Origin of the sequence: Saccharothrix espanaensis DSM 44229 (assembly GCF_000328705.1) — a bacterium.
Lineage (GTDB): Bacteria > Actinomycetota > Actinomycetes > Mycobacteriales > Pseudonocardiaceae > Actinosynnema > Actinosynnema espanaense.
This window is the reverse complement of sequence record NC_019673.1, coordinates 9335287-9360653: the sequence shown is the minus strand read 5'-3', so window position 1 is coordinate 9360653 and position 25367 is coordinate 9335287. Positions and strand designations below refer to the sequence as shown.

Annotated in this window: 28 protein-coding genes; 12 read left to right on the top strand and 16 right to left on the bottom strand. The window is 70.5% G+C overall.

The features are described from left to right. Positions 1-439: 439 nt before the first annotated feature. From rpmH to BN6_RS41385, 9 genes are all read left to right on the top strand, one after another. Positions 440-583 (top strand): 50S ribosomal protein L34, encoded by a 144-nt coding sequence (rpmH, locus tag BN6_RS44700; RefSeq protein WP_015105868.1) that lies wholly within the window; start codon positions 440-442, stop codon positions 581-583. Between the two features lie 13 nt (positions 584-596). Continuing rightward, entirely contained in the window at positions 597-983 is a 387-nt protein-coding gene (rnpA, locus tag BN6_RS41420) for a ribonuclease P protein component (protein WP_041315759.1), read from the top strand. Further along, positions 980-1249 carry a membrane protein insertion efficiency factor YidD gene (gene yidD, locus BN6_RS41415; protein WP_015105866.1) on the top strand — a complete coding sequence of 90 codons (270 nt, stop codon included), beginning with the start codon at positions 980-982 and terminating at the stop codon, positions 1247-1249. Before rnpA ends, yidD begins: the two co-directional genes overlap by 4 nt. A 3-nt stretch (positions 1250-1252) precedes the next feature. Continuing rightward, positions 1253-2323, top strand: coding sequence for a membrane protein insertase YidC (gene yidC, locus BN6_RS41410; protein WP_015105865.1), 1071 nt, complete (start codon positions 1253-1255; stop codon positions 2321-2323). Between the two features lie 18 nt (positions 2324-2341). Further along, entirely contained in the window at positions 2342-2881 is a 540-nt protein-coding gene (locus tag BN6_RS41405) for a Jag family protein (protein ID WP_015105864.1), read from the top strand. A gap of 256 nt (positions 2882-3137) precedes the next feature. After that, complete coding sequence (locus BN6_RS41400; RefSeq protein WP_015105863.1) at positions 3138-3596, top strand: NUDIX hydrolase; 459 nt, start codon at positions 3138-3140, stop codon at positions 3594-3596. A gap of 179 nt (positions 3597-3775) precedes the next feature. Beyond that, complete coding sequence (gene rsmG, locus BN6_RS41395) at positions 3776-4453, top strand: 16S rRNA (guanine(527)-N(7))-methyltransferase RsmG (RefSeq protein WP_015105862.1); 678 nt, start codon at positions 3776-3778, stop codon at positions 4451-4453. 167 nt (positions 4454-4620) lie between these two features. Beyond that, positions 4621-5493, top strand: coding sequence for a ParA family protein (locus BN6_RS41390; protein ID WP_041315757.1), 873 nt, complete (start codon positions 4621-4623; stop codon positions 5491-5493). Next, on the top strand, positions 5490-6476 hold the full coding sequence (locus BN6_RS41385; RefSeq protein ID WP_015105860.1) for a ParB/RepB/Spo0J family partition protein: 987 nt from the start codon (positions 5490-5492) through the stop codon (positions 6474-6476). The genes BN6_RS41390 and BN6_RS41385 overlap by 4 nt, the downstream gene beginning before the upstream one ends. An 83-nt stretch (positions 6477-6559) precedes the next feature. Here BN6_RS41385 and BN6_RS41380 read toward each other — a convergent pair whose 3' ends face one another. Continuing rightward, on the bottom strand, positions 6560-7504 hold the full coding sequence (locus tag BN6_RS41380) for a D-alanine--D-alanine ligase family protein (RefSeq protein WP_015105859.1): 945 nt from the start codon (positions 7502-7504) through the stop codon (positions 6560-6562). Positions 7505-7622: 118 nt separating this feature from the next. Further along, the gene (locus BN6_RS41375) at positions 7623-8939 is read right to left on the bottom strand and encodes an aminotransferase-like domain-containing protein (RefSeq protein WP_015105858.1); all 1317 of its coding nucleotides are present in this window, start codon (positions 8937-8939) and stop codon (positions 7623-7625) included. Positions 8940-9086: 147 nt separating this feature from the next. Between BN6_RS41375 and BN6_RS41370 the strand changes: the two genes are divergently transcribed. The 3 genes from BN6_RS41370 (at position 9087) to BN6_RS41360 (ending at position 11767) form a co-directional block, all read left to right on the top strand. Beyond that, positions 9087-9725, top strand: coding sequence for a GNAT family N-acetyltransferase (locus BN6_RS41370; RefSeq protein ID WP_015105857.1), 639 nt, complete (start codon positions 9087-9089; stop codon positions 9723-9725). A 252-nt stretch (positions 9726-9977) separates the two neighbouring features. After that, positions 9978-10730, top strand: coding sequence for an ArsR/SmtB family transcription factor (locus tag BN6_RS41365; RefSeq protein WP_015105856.1), 753 nt, complete (start codon positions 9978-9980; stop codon positions 10728-10730). Positions 10731-10771: 41 nt separating this feature from the next. Next, positions 10772-11767, top strand: a complete 996-nt coding sequence (locus BN6_RS41360) for a YdcF family protein (protein WP_015105855.1) — start codon at positions 10772-10774, stop codon at positions 11765-11767. Here BN6_RS41360 and BN6_RS41355 read toward each other — a convergent pair. From BN6_RS41355 to BN6_RS41290, 14 genes are all read right to left on the bottom strand, one after another. Beyond that, positions 11743-12378 carry an RloB family protein gene (locus BN6_RS41355; RefSeq protein ID WP_015105854.1) on the bottom strand — a complete coding sequence of 212 codons (636 nt, stop codon included), beginning with the start codon at positions 12376-12378 and terminating at the stop codon, positions 11743-11745. The two genes, BN6_RS41360 and BN6_RS41355, sit on opposite strands and share 25 nt — an antisense overlap. A 2-nt stretch (positions 12379-12380) precedes the next feature. Next, positions 12381-13622 (bottom strand): AAA family ATPase, encoded by a 1242-nt coding sequence (locus tag BN6_RS41350; RefSeq protein ID WP_041319616.1) that lies wholly within the window; start codon positions 13620-13622, stop codon positions 12381-12383. Between the two features lie 88 nt (positions 13623-13710). Continuing rightward, positions 13711-13890 (bottom strand): DUF397 domain-containing protein, encoded by a 180-nt coding sequence (locus BN6_RS41345; RefSeq protein ID WP_015105852.1) that lies wholly within the window; start codon positions 13888-13890, stop codon positions 13711-13713. Continuing rightward, positions 13865-14752 (bottom strand): helix-turn-helix domain-containing protein, encoded by an 888-nt coding sequence (locus tag BN6_RS41340; RefSeq protein WP_015105851.1) that lies wholly within the window; start codon positions 14750-14752, stop codon positions 13865-13867. Before BN6_RS41340 ends, BN6_RS41345 begins: the two co-directional genes overlap by 26 nt. 75 nt (positions 14753-14827) lie before the next feature. After that, positions 14828-15970 (bottom strand): N-acetylmuramoyl-L-alanine amidase, encoded by a 1143-nt coding sequence (locus tag BN6_RS41335; RefSeq protein ID WP_015105850.1) that lies wholly within the window; start codon positions 15968-15970, stop codon positions 14828-14830. Positions 15971-16140: 170 nt separating this feature from the next. Next, complete coding sequence (gene trxA, locus BN6_RS41330; protein WP_015105849.1) at positions 16141-16470, bottom strand: thioredoxin; 330 nt, start codon at positions 16468-16470, stop codon at positions 16141-16143. A 26-nt stretch (positions 16471-16496) separates the two neighbouring features. Then, on the bottom strand, positions 16497-17489 hold the full coding sequence (gene trxB / locus BN6_RS41325; protein ID WP_015105848.1) for a thioredoxin-disulfide reductase: 993 nt from the start codon (positions 17487-17489) through the stop codon (positions 16497-16499). A 95-nt stretch (positions 17490-17584) separates the two neighbouring features. Further along, entirely contained in the window at positions 17585-18331 is a 747-nt protein-coding gene (locus BN6_RS41320) for an anti-sigma factor family protein (protein WP_015105847.1), read from the bottom strand. Then, positions 18328-18945, bottom strand: a complete 618-nt coding sequence (sigM, locus tag BN6_RS41315) for an RNA polymerase sigma factor SigM (RefSeq protein ID WP_015105846.1) — start codon at positions 18943-18945, stop codon at positions 18328-18330. The genes BN6_RS41320 and sigM overlap by 4 nt, the downstream gene beginning before the upstream one ends. Positions 18946-18983: 38 nt before the next feature. After that, on the bottom strand, positions 18984-19184 hold the full coding sequence (locus BN6_RS41310; protein WP_148303193.1) for a hypothetical protein: 201 nt from the start codon (positions 19182-19184) through the stop codon (positions 18984-18986). A 115-nt stretch (positions 19185-19299) separates the two neighbouring features. Further along, complete coding sequence (locus BN6_RS41305; RefSeq protein WP_015105844.1) at positions 19300-20826, bottom strand: protein kinase family protein; 1527 nt, start codon at positions 20824-20826, stop codon at positions 19300-19302. A 37-nt stretch (positions 20827-20863) separates the two neighbouring features. After that, positions 20864-22495 carry a murein biosynthesis integral membrane protein MurJ gene (gene murJ / locus BN6_RS41300; protein ID WP_015105843.1) on the bottom strand — a complete coding sequence of 544 codons (1632 nt, stop codon included), beginning with the start codon at positions 22493-22495 and terminating at the stop codon, positions 20864-20866. Then, positions 22492-24747 (bottom strand): DUF6049 family protein, encoded by a 2256-nt coding sequence (locus BN6_RS41295; protein WP_015105842.1) that lies wholly within the window; start codon positions 24745-24747, stop codon positions 22492-22494. The genes murJ and BN6_RS41295 overlap by 4 nt, the downstream gene beginning before the upstream one ends. Continuing rightward, positions 24744-25289, bottom strand: coding sequence for an NUDIX hydrolase (locus BN6_RS41290; RefSeq protein ID WP_015105841.1), 546 nt, complete (start codon positions 25287-25289; stop codon positions 24744-24746). The genes BN6_RS41295 and BN6_RS41290 overlap by 4 nt, the downstream gene beginning before the upstream one ends. Between the last annotated feature and the right edge of the window lie 78 nt (positions 25290-25367).

Below are 25367 nucleotides of genomic sequence, written 5' to 3'. Positions count from 1 at the left end.
CTCCGCGCCCCTCCCCTCGGTGTGACTGCCCTGCGGTCGGCCCCGGGTGCCGACACGACGTGGACACGGAGAATAGAGGCATCCACAGAGTTATCCACAACTGTGCACGAACGCGCGTCGGGTAGCAGCGGTCCCCCCGGTGCTTGCCGAACACCCATGCGGTGCGCGTCACGACGTCCCGTCGGCCCACGGCTGCCCGCGAAGGCAGCACGCTAACAAGGTGCGGGCCATGCCACAAGACGTAGGTCGTCGCAAGCCTTTTACGTGCCCGGCGGGTCGCCGACCGTGGCCGCGCACACCCTACCGGGGACCCCGATTTGAGTCCCGCACCCGGGGCTGCGTACCCTGGAGCGGTCTCCGCTTGCGAGGCGTGCTCTTTGCGCGCGCCCATGGACCCGCTGGGGACGACCACAGACGTTAAGCACCCGGGAGTCCGACCGTGAGCAAGGGTAAGCGCACTTTCCAGCCCAACAACCGCCGCCGCGCGAAGACGCACGGCTTCCGGCTGCGTATGCGCACCCGTGCCGGTCGCGCCATTCTGGCCGCGCGCCGCAGCAAGGGCCGCCAGCAGCTGTCCGCCTGATCGCCGTAGAGCCGTGCTTCCCGCGGCCAATCGGCTGACCCGCAGCCAGGACTTCGGCCTGGTGGTCCGCCGAGGCCGCCGGGCCGGCCGGCCCCGGCTGGTCGTGCACGCCCTGATGTCGGGAGTCCAGGACTCCGCGGACACCGGGGGGCGACCGCGTACCTCGGCGCAGCCCACCTTGGACCAGTCCAAGGTGGGCTTCGTCGTGAGCAAGGCCGTGGGCAACTCCGTCGTCCGGCACCGGGTCAGCCGCAAGCTGCGGCACGTGGTGCGGGACCGGCTGGCCGGGCTGCCCGCCGGCGCGTCCCTGGTCGTGCGCGCGCTCGCGCCGGCCGCCGCGGCGAGCAGCGCCGAGCTGGGCGACGACTTCGACGCCGCGCTGCGCAGGCTGCTGCGATGACCGACCGGGTGAGCCCCGTGACCCGGGTGCTGCTGCTGCCGATCAACTTCTACCGGCGGTTCATCTCCCCCGCGTTGCCCCCGACCTGCCGTTTCCACCCGAGTTGCAGCACCTACGCGGTGGAGGCGCTGACCGTCCACGGTCCGTTGCGCGGTTCCTGGTTGGCCATCCGCCGGCTGGGTCGCTGCGGACCCTGGCACCCTGGTGGCTTGGACCCCGTTCCGCCGAGGCGAACCACGGTCCCCGACCTTCCTGCCGAGGAGTAGCTAGTGCTCAACTTCATCTACTACCCGGTGTCCTTCATCCTGTGGTGTTGGCACTGGGTGTTCGGCCACGTCTTCGGCGAGTCGAGCGGGATCGCGTGGGCTCTGTCCGTGGTGTTCCTGGTCTTCACGCTGCGCGCGCTGCTGTTCAAGCCGTTCGTCGGCCAGGTGCGCTCGATGCGCAAGATGCAGGAGTTCGCCCCCGAGCTCCAGAAGATCAAGAAGAAGTACGCGAACGACAAGCAGCGCCAAGCGCAGGAGATGCAGAAGCTCCAGTCCGAGCACGGGGTCAACCCGCTCGGCGGCTGCCTGCCGATGCTGGTGCAGATCCCGGTGTTCATCGGTCTGTTCCACGTGCTGCGCTCGTTCAAGCCCGGCTGGGGCGAGGTGTACTTCTTCGACGCCGACGGCGTGAAGTCGTTCGTCGAGGCCAAGCTGTTCGGCGCGAACCTGTCGACCTTCATCACCATGCCGGCCGAGGAGCTGGAGAAGTTCGCGACCGACCGCAACGCGGTCCTGTTCGTCGCGATCCCGTTGATGATCGTCGCCTCGATCGCCACGCACTTCACCGCGCGGCACTCGGTGGCCCGGCAGACGCAGGTGGCGGCGGAGAACCCGCAGACCGCCATCATGAACAAGCTGACGCTCTACATCTTCCCGCTCGGCGTCCTGGTCGGTGGCTTCTTCTTCCCGATCGCGATCCTGCTCTACTGGCTGAGCAACAACGCGTGGACGCTGGCCCAGCAGTACCTCGTGTACCACCGCATCGACCGCGAGGAAGCCGAGAAGAAGGAAGTCGCGACGCAGCAGCGCCAGGCGCTCGCCCCGAAGCCCGGCGTGAAGCCGAAGCCGGGAGCCAGGCCCGTCGCCGGCGCGAAGCCCGCGGCCGGTGCCAAGCCCGCTGCCGGTGCGAAGCCGGGCAGCGCCAAGCCCGTCGCGAAGAAGCAGGACACGCCGCCGTCCGACGTGGTCGAAGCCGAAGAGCCCGCCACGAACGGCACGCCGTCCACCGAGATTCCCGGTCTGAGCCCAGACCGTTCCCCAGGCAAGAAGCAGGGCAACAAGAAGCGTCGTTGACCCTGGAGAGGAGACATCGTGTCGGAGACGTTGCAGGCGACCGACGTGGACGTGCCCGAGGCCGAGGCCCCGCAGGCGCGGTCGGGGAGTCCGGAGGACCTGCTCGTCCAGGAGGGCGACATCGCCGGTGACTACCTGGAGCGGCTGCTCGACCTGCTCGACTACGACGGTGACATCGACCTCGACGTCGAGGCGGGTCGGGCCATCGTGAGCATCGACGGTGGCGACGACCTGGAGAAGCTGGTCGGTCCGCGCGGCACGGTCCTGGAGTCGCTGCAGGAGCTCACCCGGCTGGCCGTCCAGCAGGAGACCGGCGTGCGCAGCCGGCTCATGCTGGACGTCGCGGGGTGGCGGGCCGGGCGTCGGGCCGAGCTGGCCGAGCTCGGCAAGTCGACCGCCGAGAAGGTGGTGGCGAGCGGGGAGAAGGTGCGGCTGCACCCGATGACCCCGTTCGAGCGCAAGGTCGTGCACGACGCCGTCGCGACGGTGGCGGGCGTGCACAGCGAGAGCGAGGGCGAGGAGCCGCAGCGCCGAGTCGTGGTGCTGCCCAAGCCCTGAGCACGGAGTGCGGAGCGGCCCCCGGTTTCACGTGAAACCGGGGGCCGCTTTCTTTGTGCCCAGACCTGTCCGCTGCTGGCCATGCCGAGCCGGACCGAACCGAACCGGGCCGGGCCGGGCGGCGCGAGCGGCTATGCGCGCGCAGTCCGTGATCCGGCTCGTCGTCGAACGTGTCGGCCTGGGTCGTCCTAGAACTGCGGGGGCTGGTTCACCCAAACACTTCCCATCGCCGAGTTTCACGTGAAACGGTCCGAGGATGACTGAGATCATCCGGAAGCTCCGGGTTGCGGCCTACGCAGTGATCGTCGATGACGACCGCATCTTGCTCTCCCGGTGGCTGGGGCCGGAGCGCCCGCGGTGGATCCTGCCCGGCGGCGGGATCGACCACGGGGAGGATCCGTACGACGCCGTGATCCGTGAGGTGTTCGAGGAGACCGGGTACCGGGCCGAGGTTCAACGGCTGCTCGGCATCCAGAGCGCGCGCGGTCCGCTCAACCTCGACGGCGACGATCTGGACTACCACCGGCTCCGAGTCCTGTACGAGGCGAAGGTGGTCGGCGGCGAGTTGACGTTCGAGGTCGGTGGTTCGACGGACCGGGCGGCCTGGGTGCCGCTCGCCGACGTGCCCGCTCTCGACCACGTCGAGTCGGTGGACGCCGGGCTGGAGTTGTACCGGAACCGGCCGGCGAACGGGCGGCCGACCGGTCTGGGCTAGCTTCTCCCCCGTTTCACGTGAAACCTCGTCGTTCTGATCACGTCGGTTTGGCGTGTCGGCGGGGTGATCCGTCATAGTGGGCGTCGGCACATCTGAGGGCACTCACCGCCCCCGTGGACGCCCCCCATCAACCCACCGGCTCAGTACCGCCGTGTGGTTTCACGTGAAACGACGGAGACATGGCCGTAGCTCTGGAGGACCGCGCGAAGCGGGTTTTTGGCGACCACTACCCCCAGGCGGTTGCCTTCTGGAACCTGCTCGTGGAGCACGGGTTCGAGCGCGGGCTCATCGGCCCGCGCGAGGTCGACCGCCTCTGGGAACGGCACATCCTCAATTCGGCGGTCGTCGCGGAGTTGCTTCCCGAAGGGTGCCGGGTGGTGGACGTAGGCTCGGGCGCGGGCTTGCCGGGGATCCCCCTGGCGATCGCCCGCCCCGACCTCGACCTCACGCTGCTGGAGCCCATGGCGCGTCGGGTGGCGTGGCTGACCGAAGTGGTCGATGCGCTGGGGCTGAAGACCGTGGTCCTCCGCGGGCGAGCCGAGGAGGCGGCGGTGCGGGAACGGCTGGCCGGCAGCGATGTCGTGACGGCCCGCGCCGTGGCTCCGCTGGAACGGCTCACCCAGTGGTGCCTCCCGCTGGTGCGGCCGGGCGGCCAACTCGTCGCGCTCAAGGGCGAGAGCGCCGCAGAGGAACTGGAACGCGACGCCGAGGCGGTGCGCCGGGCCGGTGGGATCCGGCCCCGGGTCGTTGTCTGCGGTGGCGATGTACTCGAACTGCCGACGACCGTCGTGCTGATGGAGCGCGACGAGCAGGCGAGCCGCCGTGACGGCTCGCGTCGTAAGAGGAAGGATCGGTGACCGTGTACCCCGACCCCCTGCAACCGGTGTTCCAAGCGGCCGGTGTTTCACGTGAAACCGAAGCCGCGGGTGCGGTAGGTGCGGGGGAAGTACTCCGCCCGGACACCGCCCCGAGTGTCAGCGGACCGACTGCCCACGGCTCGGACGACAACGCAGGAGACAGCACCGTGTGGACCCCGATCGCGGAGGAAGCAGCGCGCGCTACCCGTGTTCTGCACCCCGACTCCCTCCAACTCCCCCGCCCCGCCCGCCGCCGCGTCCTCACCGTCGCGAACCAGAAGGGCGGCGTGGGCAAGACGACCAGCACGGTCAACGTGGCCGCCGCCCTCGCGATCCACGGCCTGAAGGTCTTGGTGATCGACCTCGACCCGCAGGGCAACGCGAGCACGGCGCTGGCCGTCGAGCACCGGTCCGGCACCCCTTCCGTGTACGAGGTGCTGATCGGTGAGATGTCCGTCGCCGAGGCCGCTCAGGTCAGCCCGACGTCCCCCAACCTCTACTGCGTGCCCGCCACGATCGACCTGGCGGGCGCGGAGATCGAACTCGTCTCGATGGTGGCCCGCGAGTCGCGCCTCAAGGAGGCGCTGAGCCCCGAGGCGCTGGACCCGATCCGGCCGGACTACGTGTTCATCGACTGCCCGCCGTCGCTGGGCCTGCTCACCGTCAACGCGATGGTGGCGGCGCAGGAAGTCCTGATCCCGATCCAGTGCGAGTACTACGCGCTGGAGGGTCTGGGGCAGCTCCTGCGGAACATCGAGCTCGTCCAGGCGCACCTCAACCCGACGCTGCTGGTCAGCACAATTCTGCTGACGATGTACGACGGGAGGACGAAACTCGCCGACCAGGTCACCAGCGAGGTTCGCGGGCACTTCGGCGATACGGTCCTCAGGACGGTGATTCCGCGCAGCGTGAAGGTGTCGGAAGCACCAGGGTTCGGTCAGACGGTGCTCACCTACGACCCCGGTTCGCGGGGCGCGATGAGCTACCTGGACGCGGCACGCGAGATCGCCGAATACGGCGCGGAGATGGGGTCGGCATGACGGAGCAGCGCAAGGGTGGACTGGGTCGCGGTCTCGCGGCCCTGATCCCGAGCGGTCCACCGGTTGGTGCGCCGACACCGGCCAGGGCCGTCCCGAACGGGAACGGCACCACCCCTGCGCCCTCCCCCGCCGACGCCTCGCCCTCGGGTGAGGTCGCCGGCGCGGTGTACCAGGAGCTGTCGGTCACGTCGATCCGCACGAACCCGAAGCAGCCGCGGCAGGTGTTCGACGAGGAGGCGCTCCGCGAGCTGGAGCACTCCATCCGCGAGTTCGGCCTGATGCAGCCGATCGTGGTGCGGGCGACCGGGGCGGACACGTACGAACTGGTGATGGGTGAGCGCCGCTGGCGCGCCACCCAGCTGGCCGGCCTGAAGACGATCCCGGCGATCGTCCGGCACACCGCCGACGACGTGATGCTGCGGGATGCGCTGCTGGAGAACATCCACCGGGTGCAGCTCAACCCGTTGGAAGAGGCGGCGGCGTACCAGCAGTTGCTGGAGGAGTTCGGCGTCACGCACGAGGAGCTGGCCGACCGGATCGGCCGCAGCCGCCCGGTCGTGACCAACACGATCCGGCTGCTGAAGCTCCCCCTCCCCGTGCAGCGGCGGGTGGCGGCGGGCGTGCTGTCGGCCGGTCACGCGCGGGCGTTGCTCGGCTTGGAGGACCCGGGCGTCCAGGAGGAGCTGGCGACTCGGATCGTGGCCGAGGGCATGTCGGTCCGCGCGACCGAGGAAGCGGTGACGCTGGCGAAGTCGGCGGAGCCTGCGAAGGCGAAGCAGGTCCGGCGCAAGCCGATCCAGGCGCCGGGGTTGCAGGAGCTCGCGGAGCGGCTGTCGGACAACTTCGACACCCGGGTGAAGGTCGAGCTGGGTCAGCGGAAGGGCCGGATCGTGGTCGAATTCGGGTCCGTTGACGATCTTGAACGGATCATCGAACTCATGTCGCCAGAAGCGACAAATCGGACACGTTCGTCGGACGTGTGATCACCCACGGGACTTATGTCACGGTGACGATGACGGCCCGCATCCAGTTGGATACGGGCCGTCACCTTACTGCTAAGCAATGTTCAACGTGAAACAGCGCGCTCGATGAGCCCCGCGTAGATCTCCCCCAGTGACGCGCCAGCCGCCTCGACCGCCATCGGCAGCAGCGAGGTCTCGGTCAGTCCGGGCGAGACGTTCACTTCGAGGAAGTGGACCGTGCCGTCCGCCGCGACGACCGCGTCCGTCCGCGACACGTCGCGCAGACCGAGCAGCCGGTGCGCGGCCACGGCGAGTTCGCCGACCGCCTGCGCCGCCTTCTCGTCCAGCCGCGCCGGCGCGTGGAAATCGGTGAGGCCGGCGGTGTACCGGGCGGTGTAGTCGTAGATGCCGTTCTCCGGCACGATCTCGACCGGCGGCAGGGCGTAGGGACCGTCCGGCCCGTCCACGACCGTCACGGCCACCTCGACGCCTGCCACGTACCGCTCGGCCAGCACGGTGTCGCCGTACGCCAGGCAGCCGACCATCGCGGCCGGCAGGTCCGCCGCCTCGCGCACCACCTGGGCGCCGAGTGCCGACCCGCCCTGGTCCGGCTTGAGCATCAGCGGAAGACCGAACTGCTCGACCATCGCGTCCAGCACCGGCTTGGCGCCGAGTTCGCGGAACGTCGCGTGCGGCAGGACCGCCCACTCCGGCGTGGCCAACCCGGCGCGCGCGATCTCGCCCTTGGCGGTCGGCTTGTCCCACGCCCGGCGGCACGCCCGCGAGTCCGTGCCGACGAACGGCACCCCGACCAGTTCGAGGATCGTCTGCACCGACCCGTTCTCGCCCTCGCCGCCGTGCAGGGCGACGACGACGGCATCGGGCCGGTGGTCGCGCAACCGGGTCAGGAGCTGGGCGTCGGCGTCCCACTCCTCCACGACCAGGCCCACCGAACGCAGCGCGGCGGAGAGCCGGCGACCGGATCGCAGGCTCACCTCGCGCTCGTGCGACAGACCACCGGACAGCACGGCTACCCAACGGTCAGACAACGTTCTTCTCCTGCGGTGTGGAGCCCGGCGGGTGCCGGGCTGGGTCGAGCGCGGCCACGCCGATCCCGGGTGTGGCCGCACTCGGCGGTGTCAGAGGCTCAGGCGGTTGTCTGGAGGCTCAGGCGGTGTCGGGCGACGGGTTCTGCGGCCCGGAGATGGCACGCGCGGTCGTCGGACCGAACGTCTCGTGCAGCTCCATCTCGTCCTTGATCACGTTCGCGAGCCGGCGCACGCCCTCGCGGATCCGCTCCGGCGTCGGGTAGCAGTACGAGATGCGCAACTGGCGGCTGCCCAGCCCGTCCGCGTAGAAGCCGGTGCCGGACGCGTACGCCACGCGCTGCGTGATCGCGCGCGGCAGCATCGCCTTGGTGTCCACGCCCTCCGGGACGGTCAGCCACACGTAGAACCCGCCGTTCGGCTTGTTCCACGTGGAACCAACCGGCATGTGCTGCTCCAGCGCCGAGATGGCCGCGTCCCGGCGTTCCCGGTACGCCTCGCGGTAGGTCTTGATCTGACCCTTCCAGTCGTGCGTCGACAGGTAGCGCGACACGATCAGCTGGTTGAGGGTCGGCGGGCACAGCGTGGCCGACTCGGCGGCCAAAACGAGCTTCTCGCGCACGGCGTGCGGCGCGAGCACCCAGCCCACCCGCAGCCCGGCCGCGAACGTCTTGGAGAACGACCCGAGGTAGACCACGTTGTCCGGGTCGGTGGACCGCAGCGCGGGGTAGGTGGTGCCGTCGAAGCCGAGCAGCCCGTACGGGTTGTCCTCGACCACGAGGATGCCGTGCCGGCGGCAGATCTCCAGCACCTCGGCCCGCCGCCGCACGGCCAGCGTCACGCCGGCCGGGTTGTGGAAGTTCGGGATCGTGTAGAGGAACTTGACCCGCTGACCGGCCTTCTCGACCGCCAGGACGGCCTCCTGGAGCGCGGCGGGCACCAGGCCGTCCGCGTCCATCGCCACGTGCACGACCTGAGCCTGGTAGGCGGAGAACGAGCCGAGCGCGCCCACGTAGGAGGGCCCCTCGGCCAGCACGACGTCGCCGGGGTCGCAGAAGATGCGGGTGACCATGTCGAGGCCCATCTGGGAACCGACGGTGACCACGACGTCGTCCGGGTGGCCGTTGATGCCCTCCAGCGCCATCACGTCGCAGATCTGCTCGCGCAGCTCGGGCACGCCGTGCGCGGAGCCGTACTGGAGCGCGACGAGGCCGTCCTGCGCGATCAGGTCGCCGATCTCGACCGAGAGGGAGTCGAGCGGAAGTGCCGCGAGGTGGGGCATCCCCCCCGCCAGGGACACCACCTCGGGTCGGCTCGCCACCGCGAACAGCGCCCGGATCTCCGATGCCGTCATCCCCGCCGTGCGCGCCGCGTACCGGCGCAGGTGGGGGTCGAGGCTTCTGGCGCCCTGCTTGGCGGGCTGTCCGGGTAGGTTCACGGGGAACTCCGACGCAGTAGTGGTTACCGACGGGTTTGTTCCCGGCTGAGTGTAACCGCCGTCCCGTTCGGGGCATCCGTCTTCCAGACCGGGGTCACATCCGCCTATCCTTCTTGAGGGTAGTAATCGGGGGCTTGGGAGGTCGGGGTGTCGCGACGCGTTGTGGGCGTCACTCTGGACAACCTGGAGCACCTCTCCAAGCACAGCCGGACGTGCGTGTTCTGGGAACTGGCGCCGCACCTCAAGGATCAGGCCGAGGAGTACGGCGACACGGAGTTCGAGAAGGAGGCCTGGGTCTCCAGCGTCCTGCTCGAATGGGGTTCGTGCGGCCGGATCATCTCCCTCGACGGCATCCCGGCGGGCTCGGTGTTCTACGCGCCGCCGGCGGCCGTGCCCCGCTCGTTGGCCTTCCCCACCTCCCCCGCCAGCCCCGACGCGGTGCTGATGACCGGGCTGGAGGTGCTGCCGGAGTTCCGCGGTGGCGGGCTCGGCCGGGTACTGGTGCAGACCGTGGCGAAGGACCTGACCCGGCGCGGCGTGAAGGCGATCGAGGCCTTCGGCGACAACCAGCCCACCGACGGCGAGCGGTCGTGCGTGACCCCGGCCGACTTCCTGCTCCAGGTGGGCTTCAAGACCGTCCGCCCGCACCCCAAGTGGCCGCGGCTGCGGCTGGAACTGCGCAGCGCGTCCTCCTGGAAGGAAGACGTCGAGGCGGCGCTGGAGCGCCTGCTCAGCAGCGTGAGCGTGTCGACAGCGACCGCCGAACCGAGCTTCCGCCCCGTCTGACCGCCCGCGTCCGACCCCCGCGTCCGACCCCGGCTCGTTTGACCCCGGCTCGGTGCCTTTCGTCGTGCCGGACGGCCGTCCATCGCGCGCCGCGACCCCGGCGGCGTGAGCGCACTCCCGGCTTGGTCGTTGTGGACAAGTGTGGCTGAACGCCCCCGGTGTGTCCGTTGATCGCCTGATCACCTGTGCTCTGACCTGGGCTTTGTGTCCTTGCGGTTGACATGCAGGTGTTTGCCTGCATAACGTTCCGGTGTGGACAAGGTGTTCAAGGCGCTGGCCGACGAGACCCGTCGCTACCTGCTCGACCGGTTGCGCGAGGAGAACGGGCAGACGCTCGGTGAGCTGTGCGCGCGGCTGGGCATGGCCCGGCAGTCCGTGACGCAGCACCTGGGCGTGCTGGAGGCCGCGAACCTGATCACCACCGTCCGCCGCGGCCGGGAGAAGTTGCACTACCTCAACCCGGTGCCGCTGCACGACATCCAGCAACGGTGGATCGACCGGTTCGAGCAACCGCGGCTGCGGGTGCTGAGTGAGATCAAACGACAGGCGGAGGCCTCGATGAAGCCCGAATTCGTGTACGTGACCTACATCCAGAGCACGCCGGAGAAGGTCTGGGAGGCGCTCACCGACGCCGACCTCACCGCCGCCTACTGGGCCCACTCCAACGTGTCCGACTGGCAGGAGGGCTCGACCTGGGAGCACCGCCGCGCCGACGGTTCCGGGATCGCCGACGTGGTGGGCGAGGTCGTGACCAGCGAGCCGCCGCACCGCCTGGTGACCACGTGGCGCTTCCCGGAGGGCGGGGGCGACGTCTCCACCGTCACCTACGCCATCAAGTCCCACGACGGCGTCGTCCGGCTCACCGTGACCCACGTCGGCCTGGCCGACGAGACGGCGTTCTCCGAGATCTCCCAGGGCTGGCCGGCGGTGCTGTCCAACCTGAAGTCGTTCCTGGAGACCGGCAGCGCGCTGCCCACCGCGCCGTGGGAGGTGCCGGTCGGGTAACGCCTGCGACAGGCGCGCGGTGATCCGATTACCTTGACCGCGTGCTGTACGCGATCCTCGCCGTGATGACGGCCGTGTTCTTCGTCCTCGGCGTGCGTCGCGACCGCCGTCGGGTGGCGAACGCGGTGTGGCTCGGGCTGACCCTGGTGTTCGGCTTCCTGTGGCTGGTCTCGCGCGACGACCTGCCGGAGTGGCTCGACTCCGCCCTCGGCTATGCGGTCGCGGTGGCCGTGATCGGTGCCGTGCTGGTCCTGCCGATCGCGCTGATCATCAACGGCGTGATGATGCTGCGGCGCGAAGGCCGGTCGCTGGGTAACCTGCTGTCGCTGCTCACCGGCCTGGCGATCATCGCACTGGGGGCGGTGTTCGTGTTCGCCCTGACCTCCGGCCGGACCTGGGTGCACGCCGTCGTGGGGTCGTTGGTGCTGGTCGCGGCGTACGTGGCGTTCCTGTTCGTCAGCCTGCTGCTGTACTCGATCATCTACGGCAAGACCGGCCGGCGCACGGGCTTCGCCGCCGTGATCGTGCTCGGCGCGGGCCTGGTAGGCGACCGGGTACCACCCCTGCTGGCCGGCCGCCTGGACCGCGCGACGAAGCTCTACCGCCGCGAGGTGGCGGCCGGCCACGCGCCGGTGATCGTCGTGTCGGGTGGCCAGGGCGCGGACGAGGACACGTCGGAGGCGGCGGCGATGCGCGGCTACCTGATCGGGCGCGGCGTGCCCGACGACGTGATCGTGCTGGAGGACCGGGCCACCACGACCGAGGAGAACCTGAAGTACAGCAGGGCGTTGTTGGACGAACGCGGGCACACCGGCCGGACCGTGGCGGTCACGAACAACTACCACGTGTTCCGGACGGCCGTGCTCGCCCGCCGCCTGCGGATGAAGACCGAGGTCATCGGCTCACGAACGGCCTCGTACTTCTGGCCGAGCGCCTTCCTGCGCGAGTTCGTCGCGATCCTGGCCAAACGCCCGATCCCGCACGTCCTGGTGTGCGCCGTGGTGGTCGGCCTCTACCTGTTCGTGGTGCTCGTCTGAGCCTTGGGCTCGATCGCCGCCAGCAGCTCGTACATGCCGGAAGACGGGTTGTCGTGCGGGCATTCGGTCTCGTCGCGCTCATGGCGTTGAGCCAGGGCCGCAGCCCGTTCGGCAGCCTTTCCGCGCAGCGGCATGTACTTGGCGGCGTCGATCCGCTTGCCGCTGCGGCCGTCGAGCCTCCGGCTGTGCCGCTCGGCGACGTCGGTGTTCTGGTGGGCCGTGCAGTCCTGGAAGTGCAGGGCCAGCCACAGTTCGAAGCACGGGTTGGAGATCGCCAGCCGAATGCCGTGCTCCCGCGCCAAGCTGATCGCCTGGCGGAGGTTGGGGTGGTGCTGGGGCCACTCGACGTCGAAGACGCACCAGCACTCGTCGACTTCTCTGTCGGCGGACCGTGCGATGGCCAGGTTCACCAGTGTGAGCGGCACCCCGGAGTCGGGGTCGATCTCGACGTTGATCGCCGTGTTGCCCTTGACCTCGGACAAGCGCTTGAGGCCGTTGATGTAGTCGGGCTCGGACGCGATGCCCTCGCAGAAGACGACGATGGTCTTGCGTTCCGGGCGGGTGGCGATCTTGCGGCGCAGGTCCTTGCCGCCGGTCCTCCTGGGGCTCATGGTCAGCCGATCAGTCCCAGTGCGCGGAGCACCTCGGTGCGGTCGACGTCCGGCAGCGCGCCGAAGCGTCCGTGCAGGTAGGCGGTTTCGAGGTTCTGTGACTTGCGGACGCGCTCACCGGCGAACTCGGCCAGCGCCCCCAGCCTGGTAGCGCCGGTGGTGGACTTCTCGGTCAGCCACACCTCGTCGCGGTTCAGGTGGTTGAGCAGGCTGGTGTCGTGCGAGGTGAAGACCAACTGCGCGCCCTTCGGGTTGGTCGCCGGGTCGTGGAAGAGGTCGATGAGCTGAGCGGAGAGGGTGGGGTGCAGGCTCGCGTCCAGCTCATCGAACAGCAGCAGCGAGCCGTGGCGGAGGGTCGTCAGGACAGGGCCGATGAGGCTGTACCAGGTTCGGGTGCCTTCGGACTCGTCGTGCAGTTCGAACGGCAAACTCCCGTGTCGGGTGCGGTGCACCAGCCGAGTCTGCTGTCGGACCGTGGCGGTGCCCCTCCCGCTGTCAGGGAACGGCCGGTGGACCGAGGTTTCGATCACCACGTCATCGATACCCAGGTCGGCCATTCGCAGCATGGCCAGAGCCTGTGTGCGGTCCTCATCAGAGGTGGACTCCCCGTCGAACCACAAGGAGGTCGGATGGTGCCCGCGCGCGACGAATCGTCGGTCATGTCGTCGGAGTCCACGGGCCTGGATACCGAGCAGCGCGACAACGAAGTCATATACCGGTGATTCGTCGAATCTGCGGGCGATGGAGAGCGCCAGCGTGCGAGGCGTCAGGAGCTCACGCGTTCCGGACAAGGCCCCGAGGCCGCGTTGGAGCTTGAGTTCGTCTCCCACGCGCTCGAAGATCCGTCTGCGCTTCTTCTCCGGGTAGTGGAACAGGCCCTCGTAGTGCACCCGTTCACGGTCGATCTCGACCACGTACTCGAACCGGACCCCGGAGATGACCAACTCGATGGTGAACTCGGACGTGCGTTCGGGGCCGTCGGCGAAGGCGAAGGGCTCGACCGGAATGCCGTCGTCCCAGAACCGCAGTGAGTCAGCGACGGCGGTCGTGAGCCAGTGCAGCGCGGCGATGACGTTGGACTTGCCCGAGGCGTTGGGGCCGAAGATCGCGGCCACCGGGAGCAGGCTCTCGCCGAGGTTCGACACCGGGCGTGCTTCCGGGCGGTCGCGGTCGACGGCGACCATGGAGAGTTCGACCGGGTCCAGGATCGAGCGGAAGTTCGCCACCTCGAACCGGATCAGCACGGCGGTCCTCTCCATCACGAGCGCAGTCAGAGGCTCATTCTCGTCAAGTATGGACGAGAACGGCCAGTTGTCGACTGCTTGGACGCTGTCAGGCGCGTCGGGCGGCCACGAACGCCTGCCACTTGACCACGGGGAAAGCGATCACCGGACCGGTGGGGTTCTTGGAGTCGCGGACGGCCATGCGGGACCCCGTGGAGGCGATCTCCACGCAGTCGGTGTTCGCGCCACCGCTGTAGCTGCTCTTACGCCAAGCCAGCGCCCTCGGCATCGCGGTCCTCTCGACGGTCGTAGAAGTCCGCCCACCGGGCGAACACCGACCGTGATTGTTCCGCATCGAGCGCCAGCCCGGCGAGGACCTGCTGCTTGCGCTGGTAGGTCTTGACCGCCGTCGGTTCTTCGACGAACACCGTGGCGACGTCAGTCTCGCAGTACGCCACCGGGCCCACCGGCGGCTTGAAGGTCATCAGGTTGAACGAGTGGGACAGCGCCGGGTGGCCGCCTGCGGACAGCGGGATCACGCGGAGCGCGAGCCTCGTCCAGTTGCACATGAAGTACAGCCGCATCACCTGGTCGTGCATGACCTGGTTGGTGCCGATCCGGTCGCGCAGGCAGTTCTCGTGGATGAAGAACTCGGCGGCGGGGGCGTCCGGACCGGTCAGCACCGACTGGCGGGTGAGCCGCGCCGGCACCTGCTCCCGGACGACCTCCGGCGGGTGCTGGTTCATTTCGAGGATGGTGCGGGCGTAGGACTCGGTCTGGAGGAGGCCGGGCACCAGCATCGGCTCGTACTTGGACATGGTGAGCGCCGCCCGCTCGTGGATGATCAAGCAGGTCAGGCTGTCCGCTATCCGCCCGTCGTGCGCGCGGAGGAAGTACCCGAGGTCCTGCTCCCCGATCAGCTTGTGGATGCGGGTGCGGCTGGCGGCGTCTACTTCCAGGCGGCCGAGGAGGGCGCCGAGGTCGAAGTCGCTGGCTCCTCGTTGGCCGTGTTCGAGCCTGCTGACCTTGCTCGCCGACCAGCCCAGCGACTTCGACAGCTTGTCCGCCCTCAACTCGACCCGGGTGCGGGCGTCGCGGAGTTCCGCACCCAGCTCACGACTGCGGACGGTGGTGGTGCGTTCCGTTGCCATGGCGGTCGACGCTAGTGGGTCCACCAGCGCGTTATGCCTGATCAGAGGGGGAATCCACCCCAACGGATCGGGTGGTCAGCGGGCTTGCCCGGTGGTCAACTCGTGGCGCATCAGGTCGTCCAGGGTGAACGTGCCGGTCGGCTGGTCGTCCTTGCCCAGCAGGTACAGCCGCTTCACGGCGACCAGGATGCCCTCGGCCACCACGTCCCGGAACGACGGGTTCGCGAGCCTCGCCCGGTCTTCCGGGTTGGTCAGGTAGCCGACTTCAACGCGCACCGCCGTGCACCTCGTCATCCGCAGCATGTCCCACGTCTTCGGGTGCGTCCGGCAGTCGTGCATGCCCGTCCGGGCCACGATCTCGCGCTGGATGAAGCCCGCCAGGGCCTCGCCGACCGTGGACGACGTGCCGTTGCCGGTCCCGAAGTGGAAGCTCGCCACGCCCGCGGCCACCGTGGACGGGTTCGCGTCGCTGTGCAGCGACAGGATCAGGTCGGCGCCGGCCTCGTTGGCGAACTTCGCCCGCTGGCCCTCGTCCGGGCAGTTGTTGGGGCCCCGGGTGAGCAGGGCCTCCATGCCGGTCGCGGCCATCTTGCCTTCCAGCAGCCTGGCCAGGTCGAGCATCACGTCGGCCTCGGACACGCCGTCGACCACGACACCGCGGTCCGGTCCGCCGTGGCCCGGGTCGATGATGATCCGCTTGCCCGACAGCCTCGGGCCGGCCTTGCGGACCCGCTCCTGCTCGCGCAGGAACACCGGTCTGCCGCCGCGCACCTTGGGCTGGAGCTGGCGCAGCGCCCGCACCGTGTCGGGACCGCACATCCCGTCGCTGATGAGCCCGTAGTCCCGCTGGAAGCTCCGCAGGGCCTGCTCGGTCTGCTGGCCGAACTCGCCGTTCGCGCGCCCGGCGTCGTACCCCAGCTCCAGCAGGCGCTCCTGGAGCGCGAACACGTCGTCACCGGTGACCGGCTGGGACATCAGGAACGCCAGTGGGCGGTCGCCCAGGCGGAACGTGGCGTCGCGCAGCGCGCGGTACGTGGCCGGGCCGACGATGCCGTCGGTGATGAGACCCCGCCGCTGCTGGAACGCGCGCACGGCGTGCTCGACCGGGAGGTCGAACACCTGCGACGGCTGCGGATCGGACAGCAACCCGAGCCCGGTCAGCGTGGCCCTGACCTCGGCGACGTCCGGACCGAAATCCCCGCGGCGGAGTAGCGGCATGTACCCCTCGTTCACTATGGCGCCGACGTCCGTCGACGCGCCGGTTGACGCCTCATTGTGCCTTGCCTGAACGGATGACCCACGTTGGGCTACGGGGAGTGGTTACCCGCACGAAAAAGCGTGACCCGTCCGTCCTTCGTTGGACGGACGGGTCACGCTCCGGGTTGCACTCAGGCGAGAACGTCGGACAGGTCGTTGAGCAGCGCCGCCTTCGGCTTCGCGCCCACGATCTGCTTCACCGGCTTGCCGCCCTGGAACAGGATCATGGTCGGCACCGACATGATCTGGTAGTCCCGCGCGATCGACGGGTTGGCGTCGATGTCGAGCTTCGCCACGGTGATCTTCTCGGCGTGCTCGGCCGCGATCTCCTCCAGCACCGGGGCGACCATCTTGCACGGGCCGCACCAGGTGGCCCAGAAGTCGACCAGGACCGGCTTCTCGCTCTGGAGCACGTTCTCGAAGAACGTGTCCTTCGTCACCGGCACGGTGGCGCCTGCCATGTTGTTCTCCTCTGTCCGGAAGGGGTCTAGCTGGTGGGGACGGGCTCGCTGTAGCCGCCGCCGACGTGCTCGGCGGCCAGCGCGGCCTCCGGGGTGCCGTGCTCGGCGAGCCAGCGCTCGGCGTCGATCGCGGCGGAGCAGCCCGAACCGGCGGCGGTGATCGCCTGCCGGTAGGTGTGGTCCACCAGGTCCCCGGCGGCGAACACGCCGGGGAGGTTCGTGTAGGTCGTCTGGCCCTCGACCTTGACGTAGCCGGCGTCGTCCACGTCGACCTGGCCGCGCACGAGCTCACTGCGCGGGTCGTGGCCGATGGCGACGAAGAAGCCGGTGAACGGGTGCTCGGTGACCTCGCCCGTCCGGGTGTCCTTGACCTTCACGCCGGACACGGTGCCCTCGCCGAGCACCTCGGCGACCTCGGCGTTGAGCAGCCACTTGATCTTCTCGTTGCTCCGCGCGCGCTCCAGCATGATCCGGGACGACCGGAACTCCTCGCGGCGGTGGATGATCGTCACCGACCGGGCGAACCGGGTCAGGAACGTCGCCTCCTCCATCGCGGAGTCGCCGCCGCCGACCACGGCGATGTCCTGGTCGCGGAAGAAGAAGCCGTCGCAGGTCGCGCACGCCGACACGCCGCGGCCGAGCAGCTCCTGCTCGCCGGGGACGTGCAGGTAGCGGGCCGCCGCGCCCATGGCCAGCACCACGGTCTTGGCCGCGTAGCGGGTGCCGTTGGCGGTGACGTACTTGACCTCGCCCGCCAGCTCCACCGACTCCACGTCCTCGGCGCGCAGCTCCGCGCCGAAGCGCTTGGCCTGCTCGCGCATCTGCTCCATGAGGTCGGGGCCCATGATGCCGTCCCGGAAGCCGGGGTAGTTCTCGACTTCGGTCGTGGTCATCAGGGCGCCGCCGTACTGCGAGCCCTCGAACACCAGTGGTTCGAGCTGCGCGCGCGCCGCGTAGACCGCGGCGGTGTACCCGGCGGGTCCCGATCCCACGACGATCAGGTTCCGAACTTCCGACACCCTCGACCTCCGTTAGTCGTGACAGGCATGGCCTGCACTGCCTTCAACGGATCGTAGGGTGCCGTGATTCCTTGCCCAGGTGGTGAGGTGCACTACTACGGCGTTATGTTGCTCTTGGCGAGCACGCCCTCGGGGTTGTCCGGACCACACGTCTCGGGGTCGAGCACCACGATCTGGAACGCTCCCGGCTTGCCGCCGGGCAGGATCGCCATCACCGCGGACCGGCCGTCGAGGGTGATCGGGCTGACGCCGAGCGGCTTCGAGCCGACGATGTCGCCGCCCTTGAGGCAGCCCGCGAGCTTGTCCTGGTTCTCCAGCGGGCCGTAGTTCTGCGCCTTGAGCACGTCGCCGAAGACCGGGCCGAAGTCGTTGCCCTTGACCGCGAGCGGAGCGCTGTTCCCGGGGTTGGTGACGGGCGTGTTCGGCTGGGTCTTGGGCAGCGCCACCTGGTCGCCGGGCGGCGGCGCGGCGTTGTTGGCCTGGGTGGAGACCACCACGACACCGACCGCCACGGCGGCGGCCGCGAGCAGGCCCGCACCCCAGCCGACCTGCTTCTTGCGGCGCTTGGCGGCCAGGTCGACCACCGGCGCGACGGGCCTGGCCTCGTCGGCGAGGGCGGCGTCGATCCGGTCGGCCACGTGCCTCGGCATCGGGATCGGCGGCAGGCCGCGCAGGTCCTCCAGCGTGGCGTCGAGCGCGTCCAGCACGGCTTGGGCCTCGGGGTCCCGGGCCACCGCCGACCGCAGTTCGGCTTCGCTACCCGGGTCGAGCACCCCGGCGTGCAGATCGGCCAGCAGGTCGACGGACCACGGCGGCCCGGAGCGCCGCACATTGCCGGTCATCGTTCCTCCAACTGACGTCCCTGTTGCACCTGCACATCGGTCACTGGGACGTTCGCATCTGCACTCTGGTTCCGGAGGTGCCCCAGAACTTTGGCCAGCTTCGCCCGGCCGCGGGCGCACCGCGACTTCACGGTGCCCTCCGCGATCCCCAGGAGCTGGGCCGTCTCGGCCACCGAGTACCCCTCGACGTCGACCAGCACGATCGGGGCGCGTTGCTCCTCCGGCAGCTCCGCGAGCGCCGCCTGGACCACCAGCCGGGTCTCCCGCTCGGCCATCGCGTCGCGGGGGGCGACCGGCTCCCCGGGCCCGGCCTCGGGCAGCGGCACGGTCGGCCGGGTCTGCCGCCGGCGCATCCGGTCCAGGCAGGCGTTGACCACTATTCGGTGCAGCCAGGTGGTCACCTGCGACTCGGCCCGGAAGCTGGCGGCGGCCCGGAAGGCGGAGATGAACGCCTCCTGCAACGCGTCCGCGGCCTCTTCGGGGTCGCGCAGCGTGCGCAGCGCGACCGCCCACATCCGATCTCGGTGCCGTTTCACCAACTCCGAGAACGCGTGCGGGTCGCCTGCGGCATGTGCCGCGATGAGGTCTGCGTCCGAGCTGGCTGCGGCGGTCACAGGTCAGAGGGTATCGGCCCTCGCCCGTGTTGCTCCGGTCACCCGTTCAGCGCAGTACCGGACGCGGTGGGTGCGGTGTCCGGTCGCGGGCCGGACACCACACCGGGTGCGGTGTCCGATCCGGTGTCGGATCCGGTGTCGGAACCGGTGGCGGGAGTGGGCCGGTGCCGGGCGCGCAGGCGGGCCACCGCCCACACCACGAGTGCGCAGCCGGCCAGGGCCAGCAGGACGACCCTCACCCACCGGGGTGCCTCGCCGTCGACCGTCAGCACGGACCCGGCCAGCAGGAACGCGGCCAGCGGCAGGTACAGGCTCGTGCGCTTCGGGGCATCCGGGGGTCCTCTCGGGGCCGGGCTACTGGGCCCGGGTGTAGACCAGCTCGGCGATGTCGGACTTGTTGTTGCGCCCGCTGCCGCCCAGCTTGGTGATCCACACCAGCACGTGCTGGGTCGCGTCGTGCTCGTTGAGCTGGATCTGGGTCTGCCCGGCGGACAGCGTCGCGGTCGCGATGACCTTGGTCTCCTCCAGCGGCGCGCCCTCCGACGCGGCCACCCGGATCTCCACCAGGGTGCCCTCGCTGGGCGAGGTCACCGTCACCGACGCGAGCTTGACCTGCTCGGCGAAGCTCGCCATCAGCCCGATCCCCGGCTTGAGCGACGGGAACGGCTCGAAGTAGTTCTCGGTCTGCCAGACCGTCGTCGGGTTGTTGTCCACCGCGCGGTTGGCCCGGTTCGCGTTGTCCGGCTGGTTGGTCACGTCGTACACGCCCACCGCCGCCGGCTGCACCGGCCCGGCCGGGGTCGGCGCGGCGGGCGGGGCCGGCTGGCCGGAGCCCGCGGGCGTGGACTGGCCGATCACCACCGTCGGGCCGCCGCCCTTGGTCGGCGAGTCGCTGAAGAAGTTCACGATCTGGAAGCCCAGCCACACCACGACCGCCAGGGTGGCGACCGCCAGCACGGCCACGCTGATCATCAGCTTGCGCTTGTGGTCCTTGCCGCGCGGCGGTCGCTGGGTGGTCCACACCGCGCCGTCGTCACCCGGCTCGGGCACCGGTTCGATCAGCGCGGTCTGCGCCTCGGACTCGGAGATCTGGTCCAGCACCTGGAGGATCGCCGCCGACGTGCGGATGCCGCCCACGCTGGTGTCCTCCAGCGAGCGCACCGCCACCGACGACAGCTCGTGCGGCACGTACGGGTGCAGCGCGCTCGGCGCGACCACCGCCCCGTCCGGGCCGGTCGGGGCCACCGGCACGCCCTCCGGCCCGCCGGGCAGCGCCCACCGGCCGGTGAGCAGCAGGTAGAGGATCGCGCCCAGGCCCTTCACGTCGTCGCGGGCGATCGCATCCGGGCGGGGGCCGGGGAACGCCAGCCGCAGCCGGCCGTCCGAGGTCACCCGGATCCGCTGCGGGTGGTCCGCCCCGAGCACCAGGCCGGCGTGGTGCGCGCCCTCGATGGCCGCGCCCAGCGGCTCCAGCAGCCGGGTCGCCGCGCCCGCGGGCAGCGGGCCCTCGGCGATCAGGTCCATCAGGTCGGTGCCCTGGGTCCACTCGGCCACGACCATGCCGAGGATGCCCTCGTCGAACCGGATGCCGGTGCCGGGCGTGAGCACGTCGATCACCCGGGAGACGCCGGGGTGGGTGAAGCTCGCCGCGTGCATCGCGCGCTCGACCGTCCGCTTGGCCCGCGCCAGCGCCGCGTGGTCGGCCGGGTTGCCCACCAGGATGGTCAGCGCCACGTCCCGGTTGAGCTGGCCGTCGCGGGCGCGCCACAGGTGCGCGTCGCACCTCTGGTCCGTGCCCGACTGGGCGAGCAGCCGGTAGCGGCCGTCGCCGATCACCCCGCCGGGCACCAGCGAGGTGTTCTGGATCGGGCCGCTGCTCACGCGCCCGAGGGTACGGGAATCGGCAGGAAGGGCGCGGTCATCGCCGCCGCACCAGTCGGCTGATCTTGTCCATCACCGGCTTCACCTCGGGTACCCGGAACACGGCCAGCAGCGCGAAACTCAGCGGCAGCCCCACGATCGTGAGCACCACCATCTCCACCCAGGCGGTGGCCACCGGGCTCTCGGTCCCCAGCAGCCGGACGGCGAGCCACGCCGCGCCCGCCGCCACCGCGAAACCGATGGCCGAGGCCACCACGGTCAAGCAGATCGTCCACGCCGTGTACCCGGTGCGCAGCCGCCCCAACCGGATCCGCAGCCACAACTGGCCGACCAGGCAGCCGACCACGAAGCTCAGCGACATGGCGATGGACACGCCCACCGCGAGCTTCTCCGGCGGGGAGAACGCGAGGAACGCGTAGAGCAGGGCGATCCGGACCACGACGATGATCCCCTGGATCAACGTCGGCGTGCGCGCGTCCTTCAACGCGTAGAACACCCGCAGCTGGAGCAGCGTGATCGCGTAGGGCACCAGGCCGAACGCGGACAGCGCCAGCGCCATGCCGATCCGCTGGCCGGTCGCCTCGCCGGCCTCGCCGTGCGAGAAGATCGCCAGCCCGATCGGGAGGCCCGCGATCGTCAGCAGCGCGCTGAACGGCATCAGCAGGATCGACGACATCCGGTTGCCGAACGACAGGTCGCCGACCAGCGCCGGGGTGTCGTCCGCCGCTGCGGCGCGGGACATCTTCGGCATCAACGCCGTGAGCAGCGAGACGCCCAGCACGCCGTAGGGCACCTGCGCGACCAGCCACTGGTAGTTGTACGCGGTCAGCGCGCCCTCGGCGTTCAAAGCGACCCGGGTCAGCACGATCATGCTGACGAACCCGAGGCCCACGTAGATCAGCACCCAGAAGGCCAGCCCGCCGAACTCGGCCAGCCGCCGGTCCCAACCCCACCGCCAGCGGAACCGGAAGCCGGAGCGCTTCATCGCGGGCAGCAGCACAGCCGCCTGGATCGCCACGCCGAGCATCGTGCCCAGGCCCAGCACCAACAGCTTCGGCTCGCCCATCCGCACCGGGTCGAGGCTGATCTCCCCCGGCAGCAGCCAGTAGACGGCCAACGTCAGGATCACCACGACGTTGTTCATCACCGGTGCCCAGGTGGGCAGGCCGAACACGTGCCGGGTGTTCAGGATCGCGCCGAGCAGCGCGGACAGGCCGTAGAACACGATGCCGGGCAGCACCAGGTAGGCGAACGCGGTCACCAGCGCCGGGTTGGCCTGAGAGTTGCTGTCGATGAACAGCGAGGTGAGCAGCGGCGCGCAGGCGATCGCGATCGCGGTGCCGATGCCCAGGATCACGACCGACATGGTGATCAGCCACTGCGCGTACGACTCGCCGCGATCCGCGTCCTCCTTCTCGGCGCGGACCAGCAGCGGGATCGCCACGCTGGTCAGCACGCCGCCCAGGAGCAGCTCGTTGATCATCGTCGGCAGCGTGGTGGCCGCCTGGTAGGAGTCGTTGAGAACCTTGCCGCCGATGATGGTGATCAGCAGCAGCTTGGACAGCAGCCCGGACGCCCGGCTGACGATCGTGGCGATGGCCATCGAGCCCGAGGCCCGTGCCACCGAGGGGGGCTTCGCCTGCTCGGCCACCGTGGGGGTTCCGCTCAACTCGCGCTCGACTTCTCCGGCGTGACGCCCGAGGCGTCGTTCGGCACCGCCGCCGCGGCGGCCCGCGAGGCCTTCGCCCGCCGGTAGATGCGCCGGGCGGACAGCAGCACCAGCAGGGCGCCGGCGAGGACGGTGATGACGATGGTGATGGTCCCGTACGCGGAGGAGGAGACCTCCAGCCGGGCCCGTTCCCCGAGTTCCACGCCCTCCGGCGTGGTCAGCCTGATGTGCACCGGGAACCGGCCGGACCGCTGCACCTCCACCGGGACGGTGAGCTGCCGGTCGCCGCCCGCCGGCAGGAGCTGGTCGGGCAGCTGCTGGGTGACGATGCCGGGGGTCTCCTCGACCACGATCCGGACCGTGATCCGCACGTTGAGCCGGTTGCGGATGGTCACCGGGATCGGGCTGTCGCCCGAGGCGAGCAGGATCGGGCTGTTCGGCTCGGTCACCGAGACCTTGCCGCGCAGGCCGGCGATCTGGCCGTCGGCGACGCCCAGCGCGGCGCGCGCGCCCGCCTCGCTGCCGCGCCACGCGCCGGACACCGACCGCAGCAGGCTCAGCCGCAGCGGCGCGACCAGCTCCTCGGGCTTGGCGGACTCCCGGTCCTGCTGGCTCATCGCGCCGGCCAGCTCCTGGAGCTGCCGCCAGGACGCGGCCACGTCGGCGGTCACCGCGGGCGGCACCTCCTGCGCGCCCGACTCCACCGGGTAGCTCAGCGCCGCCGCCCGCTCGGGCGTCGCGCCGATCAGCGACTGGAGCCCGACCGGGGTCGCGAAGCCGGCGCCGACCAGCGACTTGGTGATCTGGAGGAACGTGTTGACCTCGCCGGTCGGCGCGTTCCACCGGCGCGGCGGGCTGATCACCACGTGCCGGCCGGCGGCCTGGAAGCCGGTCCGGTAGGCGAGCGCGGCGAGCGCGTTCTGCACCGACACCGGGCGGGTCTCGGTGGGCGTGGTGATGCCGCCGGCCGGCGGCCGGGCCACCGCCGTGCCGCGCAGCGCGTCGGAGACCATGCCGTCGATCCGGACCGCGGTGACCGGCTTGCCGTTCGCGTCGAGGGTGACCGGGCCGCTGCCCGGCGTGCCCGCGACCGCGGACTGGTCCACGACCACCGCGGTGACGCCCTGGTCGGCCAGGTCGGTGAGGGTCTGCTGGTCCAGCACGCCGTCCTCGGGCCAGGCCAGGCCGGGCTGCGCCTGCACCTCCAGCACGGCGCGGACCTCGTCGGCGCCCTTGGCCGCGAGCGCGACCAGGTCGGTCAGCCGGGCCCGGGACAGCGCGACCAGGTCGGCGTCCGCGTCGGGCAGCGAGACCACGCACCGGCCGCCGGCCAGCAGCCGCAGCTGGGCCAGCCACAGCTCGGCCTCGTTGCGGCCCTTGCCCGCGCCCTGGCCCTGCACCTGGTAGCCCTTGCCCATGGCCTGCACGGTGCGCAGCAGGTCCGGGTCCACGGCCAGGCAGACCGCGCCGCCCAGCGGACCCTCCAGCGCCGACTCGTAGGCCTTGAGCAGGCCGTACAGCCGGCCGCCCAGGGCCAGCGAGGACGCCAGCTCGTCGTCGGTGAGCACCGGCTCCAAGCCGCCGGAGACCATCCGGGGCCGGTCGGCCAGCGGCCACAGCAGGGTGATCTTGGCCGGGTCGGGTGGGGTCGGCAGCGCGTCGCCGTCGGGCACCGCGAGCACCGGCAGCAGGGTGCTCAGCGCGGCCAGCCGGGCGCGGTAGCCGCGGTCCAGGCTGCCGTTGATGTTGGCCAGGACCGGGTAGACGCCGGGCTGGTCGATGCGCAGCGAGGTGTTCTCCGGCCCGCGCACCGGCACGGTCAGGCTGAACGGCTTGCTCTGGCCCATCTTCAGCTCGTCGGCGATGCGGGTGAACCAGGGCTGCACGGTCTCCGCGTCGGTCGGCTCGCGCAACGCCTGCCGGACGGCTTCCTCGCTGGTCAGCGCGTCGCCGCGCTCCAGCCGGAGCTCCAGGTCGGCGATGTCGCGGTCCCCGACGTTGACGATCTTGCCACTGATCGTGACCGAGTTCGCGCCGGCGGTGACCAGCCGCGGCGACAGGTCCTCGATGTCCAGCCGCAGCAGCGGCTGGGCGGTGCTGCCGGGCTGGTAGGACGCCGGGCGGGTGGCCCACACCTGGGTGGCGGGCGCGGGCTTGACCGGGAGCCGCCCGCCGTCGGCCGGAGCGGCGACGGCCGGCGAGCCGACCACCAGCAGCCCGGCCGCCGCGAGCGCGGACAGCAGCCGTTTCACGCCGACTCCGCCCCGTCCGCGTTGGCCTCGGCCAGGCCGGGGCCGGTCGGGGCCGAGTCGAGCAGCTCCACGGCGCGGCGCACCAGGCGCCGTTCGTCCGCGTACGCGAGCCGTTCGTCCAGTTCGCCAAGAGGCACCCACGCCACCTCGGTGACCTCCACGTCTTCGTCGGAAAGCTCGCCGCCCAGCGCTTCGAGGAGGAAGTGGTGGACGGTCTTGTGCACCCGGCGGTCCTCGGCGACGAACCAGTAGTCGATCGAGCCGAGGGGCCGCAGCACCCTGCTATGGATACCGGTCTCCTCCGCGACCTCGCGCACCGCGGTCTGTTCCGCGGTCTCGCCGGCCTCGATGTGACCCTTGGGCAGTGACCAGAGCAGCCTGCCACGCCGGTCCAGCCTGCCGATGATCGCGGCGGCCCGGTGGAGGTCGTCCAGCACGAGCCCGCCCGCCGAGGTCTCGTCCACCGTCTTCAGCCGGCGACCGCGACGCCGGTTCCGGCGCCTCGGCTTGGGACCGCCGGAGCGACCGGACGAGTGGGGCATGGTCCTGATGGTAGTGGTGAGCAGCGGTTACGGGGCGTGGCCGCCCTGTTGCCAACCGTGATCAACTCGGTGACCCCC